At 68.0% G+C, this 12,615-nt stretch carries 11 protein-coding genes; 5 read left to right on the top strand and 6 right to left on the bottom strand.

The window, feature by feature from the left end:
* The first annotated feature begins 243 nt into the window (after positions 1 to 243).
* From ACTJK0_RS18090 to ACTJK0_RS18075, 4 genes are all read left to right on the top strand, one after another.
* Complete coding sequence (locus ACTJK0_RS18090) at positions 244 to 720, top strand: hypothetical protein (RefSeq protein WP_440746138.1); 477 nt, start codon at positions 244 to 246, stop codon at positions 718 to 720.
* Positions 717 to 2,678 carry a glycoside hydrolase family 15 protein gene (locus ACTJK0_RS18085; RefSeq protein ID WP_440746137.1) on the top strand — a complete coding sequence of 654 codons (1,962 nt, stop codon included), beginning with the start codon at positions 717 to 719 and terminating at the stop codon, positions 2,676 to 2,678. Before ACTJK0_RS18090 ends, ACTJK0_RS18085 begins: the two co-directional genes overlap by 4 nt.
* Positions 2,668 to 2,967, top strand: a complete 300-nt coding sequence (locus ACTJK0_RS18080; protein ID WP_018772148.1) for a DUF4193 domain-containing protein — start codon at positions 2,668 to 2,670, stop codon at positions 2,965 to 2,967. Before ACTJK0_RS18085 ends, ACTJK0_RS18080 begins: the two co-directional genes overlap by 11 nt.
* Before the next feature lie 127 nt (positions 2,968 to 3,094).
* On the top strand, positions 3,095 to 4,165 hold the full coding sequence (locus ACTJK0_RS18075) for a quercetin 2,3-dioxygenase (protein WP_440746136.1): 1,071 nt from the start codon (positions 3,095 to 3,097) through the stop codon (positions 4,163 to 4,165).
* Positions 4,166 to 4,314: 149 nt separating this feature from the next.
* On the opposite strand, the gene ACTJK0_RS18070 is transcribed toward ACTJK0_RS18075, so the two are convergent.
* From ACTJK0_RS18070 to ACTJK0_RS18055, 4 genes are all read right to left on the bottom strand, one after another.
* Positions 4,315 to 5,550: a DUF3500 domain-containing protein gene (locus ACTJK0_RS18070; protein WP_440746135.1), complete on the bottom strand. Its 1,236-nt coding sequence runs from the start codon at positions 5,548 to 5,550 to the stop codon at positions 4,315 to 4,317.
* Complete coding sequence (locus ACTJK0_RS18065) at positions 5,528 to 7,267, bottom strand: FAD-dependent monooxygenase (RefSeq protein WP_440746134.1); 1,740 nt, start codon at positions 7,265 to 7,267, stop codon at positions 5,528 to 5,530. Before ACTJK0_RS18065 ends, ACTJK0_RS18070 begins: the two co-directional genes overlap by 23 nt.
* The gene (locus tag ACTJK0_RS18060) at positions 7,267 to 8,145 is read right to left on the bottom strand and encodes a fumarylacetoacetate hydrolase family protein (protein WP_440746133.1); all 879 of its coding nucleotides are present in this window, start codon (positions 8,143 to 8,145) and stop codon (positions 7,267 to 7,269) included. The genes ACTJK0_RS18065 and ACTJK0_RS18060 overlap by 1 nt, the downstream gene beginning before the upstream one ends.
* A 66-nt stretch (positions 8,146 to 8,211) precedes the next feature.
* Positions 8,212 to 9,156 (bottom strand): alpha/beta hydrolase fold domain-containing protein, encoded by a 945-nt coding sequence (locus ACTJK0_RS18055; RefSeq protein ID WP_440746132.1) that lies wholly within the window; start codon positions 9,154 to 9,156, stop codon positions 8,212 to 8,214.
* Between the two features lie 187 nt (positions 9,157 to 9,343).
* On the opposite strand from ACTJK0_RS18055, the gene ACTJK0_RS18050 reads away from it, so the two are divergent.
* Positions 9,344 to 9,616, top strand: coding sequence for a hypothetical protein (locus tag ACTJK0_RS18050; protein ID WP_440746131.1), 273 nt, complete (start codon positions 9,344 to 9,346; stop codon positions 9,614 to 9,616).
* Between the two features lie 15 nt (positions 9,617 to 9,631).
* Here ACTJK0_RS18050 and ACTJK0_RS18045 read toward each other — a convergent pair whose 3' ends face one another.
* Positions 9,632 to 10,114, bottom strand: coding sequence for a hypothetical protein (locus ACTJK0_RS18045; protein WP_110542457.1), 483 nt, complete (start codon positions 10,112 to 10,114; stop codon positions 9,632 to 9,634).
* A complete protein-coding gene (locus ACTJK0_RS18040) occupies positions 10,111 to 12,576 on the bottom strand; it encodes a molybdopterin oxidoreductase family protein (RefSeq protein WP_440746130.1) in 2,466 nt (821 codons plus the stop codon). Before ACTJK0_RS18040 ends, ACTJK0_RS18045 begins: the two co-directional genes overlap by 4 nt.
* Between the last annotated feature and the right edge of the window lie 39 nt (positions 12,577 to 12,615).

The raw sequence follows: 12,615 nt of genomic DNA, 5'->3' as shown, positions 1-12,615 counted from the left end.
TTCAGCTTGGTAGGTAGACCAGTCTACCTACTTCAGCGAGTGGTAAGCAGCCCCAGGTTCCAACGGCCCGTGGCGGTAGTATTCACCGCCTACTTCCGGAATGATCCCTTGACTCAACCGGACGGCCGCTCTAAATTCAATATATTCATTTTTAGAACGAGGCTCCGACAATGACTCCCACCCAGCTCCCGGAGAGCACAACAACTTGCCAGGCCCCGCCGGGCCGAGGCCGGGCGGCATGACATGGACTGGCAAGGATGGGGACTTTTCGGGCTCCTGGCCACCGCCGCCCTAACTGTCATCATGATTGCGGCCCAGATGGCCGGCCTCACCCGACTGGACCTGCCGCTGGTGCTTGGAACGCTGGTGACGCCCGACCCTGACCGGGCCCGTGTTGCCGGCTTCTTCATCCACCTCCTCGCCGGCCAGGTCTTTGCCCTCGGCTATACCGCGGTTTTCGGGCTGCTCGGCAGGGCGACCTGGTGGATTGGCGCCCTGCTGGGCCTGCTGCACGTAGCCGTGGTGCTGACGGTCATCCTGCCGCTGCTGCCCGGCGTACACCCCAGGATGGCCTCCACCCGGGCAGGCCCCCGGAGCACCGCCGTCCTGGAGCCACCCGGGCTGCTCGCTTTGAATTACGGCATCCAGACCCCGGCAGTCACCATCCTGGCCCACCTCGCCTACGGCGCCGTGCTCGGCCTCCTGCTGAGGCCGCTATGAAACCTGCATCCCGAACCAAAGGGCCGGGAGTCACGGAGCTGCCGGCCGCCGTCGCGCCCTCTCCCCCGGACCCCTGGCAACCAGCACCCATTGCGGATTACGGCCTGGTCGGCGATACCCGGACAGCCGCCGTCGTATCATCGGCCGGATCCTTGGACTGGATGTGTGCCCCGGCGTTCGACGGCGAACCAATTTTCGGTGCCCTGCTGGGAGGCAGGGCTGCGGGCCTGTTCCTGGCCGGCCCCGCCGGGCCGGCAGCGGTGCTCGAGCGCCGCTACCGGGGGAATACCGCGACGCTGGAGACAACGTGGGCCTCGGGCAGGGGCCGGCTGACACTTACGGAGGGGATGGTCGCCGAGGTGGCCGGCTCCCTGCTGCCCACAACTCTGCTCGTCCGGAGACTGAGCGCCGCAGATGCCCGGGTAGCCGCCGTCGTCCGCTTTGCTCCACGGCTGGGCGAAACACACCGCATCCCGCGGATCAGCCGCCGCGCCCGGGACCTGGTGTGCGAGTGGGGTCCGCTGGCCCTGTCACTGGGCTCCAGCGAGGGTTGTCCCCTGCCCGGCGGCGGGGAACAGAGCTTCCTGGTGCAACCGGGGCACCCCGTGACCCTGGTGATGGCCGTTGCCTACGGTGAACCCCTGATCCACGTGGACCCGGAAGCAGCCTGGACGCTCCTCTGCCAGGATGAGCGGCGGTGGGAAGCCTGGTCGGATGAGGTGGATGCGGACCTGCCGTTCCGCGCGCAGGTGCTAAGAAGCCTGGTCACGCTCCGGCTGCTCACGTATTCCCCGTCGGGCGCCCCGGTAGCGGCACCCACCACGTCCCTGCCGGAAAACCCGGGTGGGATCCGGAACTGGGACTACCGCTTCGCCTGGCCGCGGGATGCCAGCATTGGCGTGGCGGCCTTCCTGCACGCGGGCAAGACCAACGAAGCATTGAATTTCTTCGGCTGGCTGCTCCATGCCAGCCGCCTGCAGCGGCCCCGGCTCCCGGCACTGCTCACCCTGTCCGGACGCCCTGTGCCCCGCGAGCGCGAACTGCACGGCTGGCCGGGCTACGCGGGAAGCGTTCCCGTGCGGACCGGCAACGGGGCGGCCGGGCAACACCAGCTGGACGGCTATGGATGGGTGCTCGACGCCGCCTGGGTGCTGGAGCAGGGCGGCCACCGGCTGTACCCGGAGACGTGGCGGGCCATGCGCGGCTTCGCGGACAGGGTGGCCGCCACCTGGTCCGCGCCGGACGCGGGGATCTGGGAAGTACGTGATGACGCCGCCCACCACGTCCACTCGAAGCTCATGGCGTGGCTCGCCCTGGACAGGGCGCTGCGGATGAGTGCCACCCACCGGCTGGGCGCCGGCCAGCGGCGGCGCTGGTTGTCGGCACTGGACCAGCTTGGAACCGAGATCCGGAGCAAAGGCATCGATCCTGCTCGAAACACATACACCCGGACCTATGGCTCAGCAGACCTGGACGCCGCGCTCCTGGTCCTACCCCTGATCGGGCTGGAAGATCCCGGATCAGAAGTGGTACGCCGGACCGTGGATGCAGTCCGTGCCGAACTGGGTGCCGGCGGTCCCCTCCTCTACCGGTACCCGCCAGGCCAGGACGGGTTGGAAGGCGGCGAGGGCGTCTTCCTGCCGTGTTCGTTCTGGCTGGTCCAGGCGCTGGCCCTGACCGGCAGGAGCACCGAAGCCGCCGAAGCCTTCCGGGTGATGCTGGACCTGGCATCCCCGCTGGGGCTTTTCAGCGAAGAGCTGGATCCGGCCTCCGGGGCATTCCTTGGCAACTATCCGCAGGCCCTCACGCACGCAGCCCTGGTCCAGGCCGCGCTCGCCCTGCGGACGGAGAGCCGGGCCGGGCACGGGAATTTGTTGCCCGCGTCCGGCGTTGTCGATCTGTCCGGAACAATCCGGACACCAGCAGCTGGACAGGAGAACACACCACATGTCAGTTGACTACGACGCTCCAAGGGTGACTCCCGAGGAAGAGCCGAACGTCGCCCTGGAGGAGCTGAAGTCCGACAAGTCCGGCCGCCGGGAGGCCGCTCCCGACATGGACGAGACGGACCTCGCGGACAGCTTCGAGCTGCCCGGCGCGGACCTCTCCAACGAGGAACTCCTCATCCAGGTAGTCCCGGTGCAGGCCGACGAATTCACCTGCATGTCCTGCTTCCTGGTCCACCACCGCAGCCAGTTGGCCCGGGAAAAGGACGGGAAGAAGTACTGCAAGGAATGTGAGGGGTAGCAGGGACACGGGAACCGGCCAGGTTCGGGTTCCAACTATTGGAATCCGCACTCGTGGCCGGAGCAGCGGCCAGCCATGATGTAGGTCACGCTCCGGCAAGGGCCGGCCGACTGGAAAGAAGGAAACCATGTCCCTCAGCGTTGAGGAAATGAACAAGCAGCTCCCGGCGGCCAACGTGCTGCCAGGGGAGGCGGTCCCGTACTACATGGCGTCGGGCGAGGGCGCACGCTACGAGATCAACGGCCAACTGGTGACCGTTATCGCGCGCGCCGCCGACACCGGGGGCATCTTCAGCGCTGCCTACATCTCGGGCGGCATGGGCGCCGAGTCGCCGTTCGTCAGCCACAGCATCGAGCACAAGTCGCTCTACGTCTTCGACGGCATCCTCCACGTCTGGCTGCCCGGCGAGAGCAGGATCCTTACCCCCGGCGACTCGGTGGTCATCCCGCCGAACACGCCGCACGCTTACCGGATGGCGAGCCATTACACCCGGTTCCTGAACTGGATGACGCCCGGCGGCGGCGAAAAATACTACCAGCGGGTGGGAACGCCCATCGATTCACACGTCCCGCCCGTTCGTCCGGGACACACGGCAAGCCTCCAGGAGCAGGCCGAGGTGGGCGCCGAGTTCGGCATCACCTTCCCGGACCTTGAGCGTGTGGCGCCGTCCTTTAAGCACGACGCCGGCCTGCCGCCAGCGCAGAGCCCCTACTTCCTGAGTGCGGGCGAAGGCGACCGCCTGGTCAGCTACCAGACCATGTTCACCTACCTGTCCCGCCCAGCGAACACGGGCTCGAACTACTTCGCGGTCCACACCAAGGGCGCCAAAACTCCGTACATTCCGCTGCATTTCCACTCCGAGCACACGGAGAACTTTTTGTGCACGGAGGGCCGGATGTGGCTGTACGCCAACGGCCGCGAGATGCTCCTGACGAAGGGCGATTTTGTGCACGCCCCCGCCGGGACCATCCACTCGTTCGCGCTCGATGCCCACAACACCCAGATGGTGGGGTTCCTGACCCCGTCGGTGTTCAACGGCTTCTTCGAGTACTTCAACGAACCCACCGAGGACTACATGTACACCGAGGGCGGGGAGCCCTACATGGACATGGAAGGCTTCGGCCGCGCCCAGGCTGAGATGGACCTGACGGTGGTGGGGCCGCCGCCGCAGCGCCGCGCAGCCCTGGACATCCCCTAACCGCAGCACCCATCGAGGTATGCCAACACAGAAGGCCTGGACTTCCGAAAGGAAATCCAGGCCTTCCTGCTGTTAGGGACCCATCGATTGCTGAGTAACTGCCGTTTTGGCGCCTCAAAACGACAATTAGGCAGCAATGGATGATGGGGTCAGGAGGTGGCTTGGCGGACCAGTTCGCGGCCGTAGTCGTTCCCGTTGGGGGTGCGGACCACGGTGTGCATGTGGAACGGGGCGGGCTGGTCATTGCTGAGGAACACGCCGGTGTGGTGGTCCAGTTCCAGCACCACCACCGGACTCTGCAGGCGGAAGTAGAACGCCTCGTCCCCTTCCCAGCCGCCGATCCAGCTGAAGTGGGATTCGCCGTAGTGTTCCTGGATTTCCCGACGGCGGGCAGCGCGGGGCCCGTCAGGGAGGTACCCGATGAAGTCGTCCACCACGGCGTCGAGCAGCCTCCGTGCATCAGCAGGCATCTCAGCCACCCGGATGCCCTCATAGGGGATCACCCGGTTGTCCTGGAAGCAGCCGGCCAGGTGCCGTTCATCGCCGGGGTGGAGGCGGCCTTCGGGCATTGCAGGGTCCACCATCTCCGGATAAACAACAGCGCGGGCCCGCAGCTCCGCAGGCAGGGCACCCATCAGTTCCCGCGCCAGGGCGATGCGCTCCTTGAAGACCTTGACGCCCTGGTGCGGGCCGGCGTCGATCATGTCCGGTTCGGCGCCCATGAACACCGGTGAGATCACCAGCTGCGTCCCGGCCACCAGGCAGTTCAGCGCCGCGTGGTGGCCGAACAGCTGCCATCCCCACGGTGCGGTTTCGGATGGCTCGCCGTACAGGGCGAAGTTGTAGCTGTATTCGTTCATCAGCAGCGGCAGCTCCACAAGGCCGCCCAGGAAGCCGTTGATGCGCATCAGGTTCCGCACCAGCCCATACCCCTGCGGGCTCAGGCTTGCCTCCATCACCCCGAGCATGGCGTCCCGGACCGGAGGGTCCAGCTCGTCGAGGCGCAGCCCGGTGTCGTGCTGCATGAACTCCGGGTTGGCCCAGCTTTGCCATTCGGGTGCGTCGACGGCGTAGGCCAGCTTCCTTGCCTGGTCAGCGTCCACGGCGCCAAGGAGCTTGCGGGCAGCCGCCGCCATCTGTGCTGTCGGCGCTTCTTCCCCCGGCCGTGACGGGGTGAGCGGGTACAGGCCTTCGCGGCGCACGCCGTCACTGGTGATCCCGGTGAATGGCTGCGGGTACAGCTTTTGCCAGCCTTGAATCATGGGGCCCGCAAAGGAATCGTTCTTCGCGGCCTCGGCGTATTCGCGGGCGTTCAGGCCCCGGATGCCGGCCACCCGGGGGTGCTCGGGGGAGAACAGGTATTCACGGAATGACGGCGTCGACACGGGCGCTCCTGGTGGATTCGAGGGAAGTGGGCGACCAGCCGGCCGCCACGGACAAGGCTGCACCCGCGGCCGCGGCGGAATTCCCCCGCCACGCCACATGCTGGTCGGGGCGGACCAGCAGGGTGCCCGCGCCCCACACCTGGGAAAGGTGGGTTCCGTCGTCGGACGGTCCGACGACGGCGACCGTCACCGGAACGCCCGTCCGGGCAGCGGCCGCCAGCACCGGCTCGAAAAGAGTCGCCGCGGGCACCCCGGCCAGCGCGCCGGCGTCGGCCAGCAGCGTAAAGCCGGTTCCCAGATGGCTGTACAGCGACGAGCCGTCCGCCAACCAGGCATGCGGAAGCAGGGCTCCCGGGTTCGCCGAAGGAACGTAGTGGATGGGGTCCTCGGCCGGTACCGGCAGGGCATCAGGTACCACTAATGATGAGTCCGCGTACGAATACCCCAGCACCAGGCCTAAGGAGTCGAACTCGCTCTGCTTGACGGCCAGCGCCGCGTGGGCGGCGGCACGCGCGGCGTCACCGTTAGGTCCGGCAGCGGTGAGCCGAGGGTCAGCGAAGTGGTACGCCAGGGCCTTACCGTTGTCGGCGGCGTCGCGGATGGTGCGGGCGGCCACCGGGCGGCGTTCCTCCCCATAGCTGGCGAGGAGCGCCGGGCCTGCCCAGCCGTTGATGGCGGCGGCGAGTTTCCAGGCAAGGTTTGCGGCGTCACCAATGCAGGTGTTGAAGCCGTGGCCGCCCCAGGGCGGGTTGAGATGGGCGGCGTCCCCCACGAGGAAGACGTTGCCGCGGCTGTATTCGGGAGCCAGCAGCATCCGGGCGGTCCAGGGGTCCGTGGCCAGGACCTCGATGTCCACCTCGCTGCCCACCAGGGCACGGACCATGGCGGCGGCGTCCCGGTCGGTCACGGGCACGGAAGGGTCCACGCCCTGCACGATCGCCCACCAGGTCCCGGCCAGGTCCATTGGCCCAACCATGCCCGAGGTCTCCGCCCCCACTACCCAGTACTGGACGGCCGGGCCGAGTCCGATCGCCGGTCCGAGGGAGCCCGAGCGGAACAGGATACTGATGTTGGACAGGGCGGCGGAGCCGCCCTCCAGCCGCAGCCCGAGGCTGCGCCGCACGGCTGAAGAGCCGCCGTCGGCACCAATGACGTACTCCGCGCGGATGGTGCGTTCGGCGCCCTCGCGATTGGCTGCCACGACAGCGTACGGAACGACATCCGCCCCGTCCACCCGGGTCACCCGTCTGACGGACCAGCCGGTCACGAACGTGACCAGGGGGTTGTCCGCGGCGACGGAGCGGAGTACCTCCTCAAGGACGGGCTGGGGCACCTGCTGGCCGCATTCGGGCTGCGGTCCATAGCGCCCGGGAACCAGCTGGAAGGCGTTGGGGAACCGTCGCAGTTCGTGCGCGGCTGGCCCGGTAAGGCCGGTGCAGAAGATGACGTCCTGCGCGTAGTCAACGGGCAGCGGCGACGCGTCGCGGAGCAGGTCCGCGAGGCCAAGCCGGCGCAGGTGCGTCATGGTGCGGGCGTTGGTGGTCTTGGCCCGCGGCCGGGTATGGTCCATCGTGGTGCGGGGTTCGATGACCGCGCTGGGGATTCCGCGCGCCGCGAGGTCCAGGGCCAGGAACAGGCCGCTGGGGCCACCGCCGGCGATCAGGACCCGTGCCTCCTCCGGCACGCCTGCTGCGGGGATGTCGGGGAAGGTGGCCATCAGGCACGGCCCCGGAGCGAAACCTCGCCGACTGGCGTTGTGAGGGTGCCCAGCTTCTCGATCTCCACTTCCACCGTGTCGCCGGGCTGCAGCAGCCACTGCGGGCTGCGGGCATAGCCCACGCCTTCCGGGGTGCCGGTGGCGATGACGTCTCCCGGGTGCAGGGTGAAGGTTTCGCTGATGAGGGAGATGATGGCCGGGACGGAGAAGATCATGTCCCGGGTGTTGCCGTTCTGGGCCTCGACGCCGTTCACCAGGGTGCGGACCTGCAGGCCGTCCCGGAGGTCGCCCACCTCGTCCCGGCTCACCAGGGGGCCGAGCGGCCCGCTGAAATCGCCGTTCTTGCCCAGGGTCCACTGCGACGTGAGCTTCTGGGCTCGGCGGGAAGTGATGTCGTTGAAGGTCGAGTAGCCAAAGACGGCCTCCGCCGCAGCATCCTCGTCCACGGATTCGACGCGGCGGCCGATGTAGGCGGCCACCTCGCCCTCCCAGTCCAGCCCGGCTTCGCCGGCGGGGACGGGCACCGGCACGTTGCCCACGGACAGGGACGCCGTCCAGCGGCCAAACAGGGTGGGGTACGGCGGCAGTTCTTGGTCCTTGTAGCTGCCCTCGGCGGCGTGCGCTCTGTAGTTCAACCCCACGCAGATAACCCGCGCGGAGCCGGGCACCAGCGGCACGTCGGTGACGCTGCCGCGCTCCAGCCATGTGCCGGCGTCGGACGTTTCGCTGGTAGTGCCGGCGACGATGGCGGCTGCCTTGTCCTGCCAGCCCTCGGCGTCTGCCCAGAAGTCCGTGACGGAGGCGAGCGGGAGGACGCGGGAACCGGCGACCGCTGCCGCCCAGGGTCCGCCGAGGTGGTTGATGCCAATGAACTGCATGAAGGGCCTTTCAGGGCTGGTCCGGACGCCTGGCGTCCCGGCGGGGTGCGGAAAGAGGTGCGGAAATCAGTGCCGGCTCGCCTGGCGGCGGAAGAAATCGAGGGTTGCTGCGGTGGCCTGTGCGGCGGCATCACTGCCGCCGCCGGGCGTGGACCACATGTGGTCGGCGTCCTCCAGGAGGAGGAGTTCGACGTCGTTGCCCGCGCCTTCCAGCGCCCCGGCAAGGCTGGTGGACTGGGCCACGGGGACGAAGCGGTCCGCTGTGCCGTGGATGAGGAGGAAGGGCGGCGCGTCCGGGTGCACATAGGCGAGGGGGCTCGCTGCCGCGGCTTTCGCGGGGGCCTCTGCCGGCTGCGCCCCGATCAGGAGGGCCTCGCGGGAACCGGGTTCGTCAGCAGAGGCGACGGCGTCCGGCCGGGCCTGCGCTCCCATCCGGACGAGGTCAGTTGGCGGGTACCAGGCTGCAACCGCGGCAACGGCGTCGTCTGCGCCGCGGTGGGCCGGGTTCGCACCCTGGGCTTGAGCTGCGCCCTGGCTTGTCTCGGTGTCGTGCCTTGGAAAGTCCGTGGACCCAGCGGTCAGGCCGAGGAGGCAGGCGAGGTGGCCACCCGCGGAGTCGCCCCAGGCGTAGATGCGGTCCGGATCGATGCCGTATTCTGCCGCGCGGGCACGCAGCCAACGGACAGCCGCCTTGGCATCCACCAGTTGGGCCGGGAAGGTGGCGGCCGTGGTGAGGCGGTAATCCGCCGAGGCAACCACGAAGCCGGCGTCCACCAACTGCGCGATGGGGCTGAGACCGAAGCCATCCACGACCGGCCCCATCGAGGACCGTGCCCCGGTCCGCCACCCACCGCCGTGGAGGTGAAGGATGGCGGGCAGGCCGTCGGCGTGCAGATCTTCTTTCGCAGCGGAACCGGAGACTTCCGCCGGGAGGTAGAGGTCGAGCAGCAGCGGGTCTGCGTTCCGCGGCTGCGCGAACTCGATGCCCCGGAGGATCCGCTGTGCCGTCATCGTTGACTCCATGTGTACCGCGCCGTTCTGTCCTGCCTAGCCGGATGCGGGCCGGTCCGGCCCGCGCTCATGCACTCAACTCTGGTCCATCGATGGGACCGGTGGCGCCGGCGGTTTCACTGAATGGAACTACTTCGGGCACGGAAACGGGGCTCCCTTGCGAACGGGACTTTCCGGCCTAGAGGCCGTGGATGAATCACGGACCCAGTGGGCGGGCCTCGTGCAGGAGGGCCTGCGGCAGGTCGACGGCGATGTCCCCGCCGTCAGCCCCGAGGCCCGGGAGCTGGTGCGCCGCTGGGATGAGCTGGGCTCGCGGTTCCATGGCAGCGAGGGCACCAAGGCGGCCGCGCGCACCATGTGGAATGAGAACAGCAGCGAGTTGAGCCAGGCCCTGCCCTGGACCGCGGAACAGATGCAGGCACTGGTGGCGCACCTGCACGCGGCCCGGGACGCTGGCTGATCCCGGGCCTGACGTTCAGCTGACCAGGATCTGGGTGGCAGATTCCTTGAGCTTGCCGTTGGCCCACTTCATCTGGCGGATGGTCTGCGGGTGACACTTTTCGGCCAGCCCCAGCAGGTCCTTGTCCTTCATCCCCTGGGCGGCCTGGGCCAGCAGCTCCCAGTCGGCTGACACCCCGCAGGCCTTCAGGTACAGCTCGCGGAGGTCGCGCAGCAGCAGCATGCCGGTTTCGGGGCGCCGGCCCACCATTTCGCTGCCCTTCTCTCTAATGGTTTCCATCAGCCCTGCTTCGCCGCGGGGCTCCGGGTCCAGGTCCTGGCCGTAGTTTTTGGAGATAGCCGCGATGTCCCGGACATGCTGCTGCGACCAGCGCGCCAGGTCCCGGGCCAGGTGGTAGATCTCGTGGTCTACTTTGTGCCGCTCGGAGATGACCAGCAGGTGGTGTGCCAGGTCGTTCTCGGAGCGGTGCATTTCCTCCAGTACCAGCCCGAATTTCATCGTGTCCCTCCTGCCGTGCCGGTGGCTTCGTCCGCCAAGGCGGTGGGTAGGCCCTTGGTCCTGGCGTCTTCCGGGAAGACGCCGGCGGGTGCCGACGCCGTGGTGGTGGGCGCCGAAGAGGGCCCGTCGCCACCGGAAATGCGGGTAATGCGGGCTGCCGCCGTCTTGAAGATGGGCTGCTTGGACGCCGCATCCCAGTCGGTGATGGTCAGTTCGTTCGCTGCCCGCCCGGCCCCGTCCGGCTGGTGTCCGCCCTTTGTGTCCCAGTAGCCGTAATGGAAGGGCAGGAAGAGAACGCCGTTCCGGATGCCGCTGATCCGCACCTTGGCACGGACCGAACCGCGGGGCGTCTCCACCTCGGCAAGGTCACCTTCGGCGATCCCGTACGCGCCGGCGTCGTCCGCTGACAACTCAACCCACACGTCAGGCGCGGCCGCCTGCAGCTCCGGCGCGCGCCCGGTCTTGGTGCGCGTGTGGAACTGGTAGAGCGTGCGGCCGGTGATGAGCTGAAGCGGGAAGTCCTGGCTGGGCAGCTCGTGCGGCGGCATGTACTCGGCGGCCTTGATGATGGCCTTGCCCTCCGGGTTCAGGGCCTTGTACTCCGTGGGTTCCACCGGCGCACCGGTGATGAGGTCGCGGCCGTAGGTTTCGCAGTACTCGGGGTGCGCCCAGAACTTACCGTCAGCGTAGATGCGTTCCGTGCCGTCCGGGTTCTCGTCGTTGCAGGGCCACTGGATTCCGGAGCCGCCGCGCAGTTTGTCGTAGGTGATGCCGGTGTAGTCGCAGGGCCGTCCCCGGGTGCATTCCTTCCAGGCCTCGAAGGCGGATTCGGGGTCGTGCCACTTGATCAGCGGCTGCCCATCCTTGTCCTGCAGGCCCATGCGGTGGGCGTAGTCGATGAAGATCTCCAGGTCCGGCCGGGCCTCGCCCGGCGGGTCCACGGCCTTCTCGGAGAGGTGCACGGTGCGGTCCACATTCGTGAAGGTGCCGGTCTTTTCGCCCCAGGTTGCGGCGGGAAGGACGACGTCGGCCAGCTGGGCGGTCTCGGACAGGAAAATGTCCTGCACCACCAGGAACAGGCGGTCTTGTTCCAGGATGCTGCGGATGCGTGCCAGCTCGGGAAGTGAGACGGCGGGGTTGGTGCCGCTGACCCACAGCATCCGGATGGAGCCATCCTCCGCGTACCGCATCATCTGCATGACGTGCGTGGGCGGGGAGTAGTGCGGGATGGACATGGGGTCGATGTTCCACACCCGGGCCAGGTCCTGGATGTGCGCGTCGTTGGACCAGTTCCGGAAGGCGGCGAGGTCGCCGTCGGCCCCGCATTCGCGGGTGTTCTCGGCCGTGGGCTGGCCGTTCATTTGCAGGATGCCGCAGCCGGGTTTGCCCAGCATGCCGCGGATGATGTTGACGTTGTTGACCTGCACGGCGGCGGCCGTGGCCTGGTTGGACTGGTAGAAGCCCTGCAGCACGGTGGACAGCAGCCGCTCCGCGTGGCCGATGATGCTGGCCGCCTCGGAGATCTGGTCCGCCGGGACACCGCAGATCTCCGCCACGAGGGCCGGCGGGTAGTTCTTGACCTCTTTCTCGAGCTCGGAGTACCCCACGGTGTGCGCCTGGATGTACTCCTGGTCCACCCAGCCGTTGGTGATGATCTCGTGCAGGATGCCGTTCATCAGGGCCACGTTGGTGCCGGGCCGCGGCGCCAGGTGCACGGTGGCGGCCCTGGCCACGGGCGTCATGCGCGGGTCCACGCAGATGATTTTGGGCGGGTTGGGGCCGGCCAGCCGGTCCAGCATCCGGGTCCAGAGGACGGTCTGGGTTTCGGCCACGTTGTGCCCATACAGGGCGATGACATCGGCGTGGTCCACGTCAGTGTAGGAGCCGGGCTGTCCATCACAGCCGAAGGATTCCTTCAGCGCCTCGCCGGCCGTCGCCGTGCACAGCCGCGTGTTGCCGTCCACGTGGTTGGTGCCGATGCCGCCGTGGGCCATTGTGCCCAGGGTGTAGTACTCCTCGGAGAAGAGCTGTCCCGTGGTGTAGAAGCCAAGGGCGCTAGGGCCCTGCTCGGCGAGCAGCGCCTTGGACTTGTCCACGATGCGCTGCATGGCAGTGTCCCAGTCCGTTTCCACCAGCTTCCCGCCCTCGCGGATGAGGGGTTTGGTGAGCCGGTCCGGGGAGGCATTCGCCTGCCAGCCGTACAGGTCCTTCGGTCCCAGGCGGCCGTGGTTGACCCGGTCCACGGCCCGTCCGCGTACGCCGACGATTTTGTTGTCCTTGACGGCAATGTCCATGGCGTCGCCGTTCGAGTGCAGGAGCGACGCCGTCTGGACCCACCGGTCCACATCCTCCGGGGCGACCCCCTCGGCCAGGTGGGTGTCCACCCTGACCGGCCAGTCAGCGCCGCTGCCGTACGGCGTCCGTGTCCCCCATGGTTCAGCTATTCGGTCAATCCGAGCCATCTGTCCATCTCCTTACAGGAACCGGCGGACAGCGTCGAC

Source organism: Paenarthrobacter sp. 22069 (genome assembly GCF_052046035.1).
Taxonomy (GTDB): Bacteria; Actinomycetota; Actinomycetes; order Actinomycetales; family Micrococcaceae; genus Arthrobacter.
Note: the sequence above shows the minus strand (reverse complement) of the source record. Positions and strands in the feature narration are given on the sequence as shown.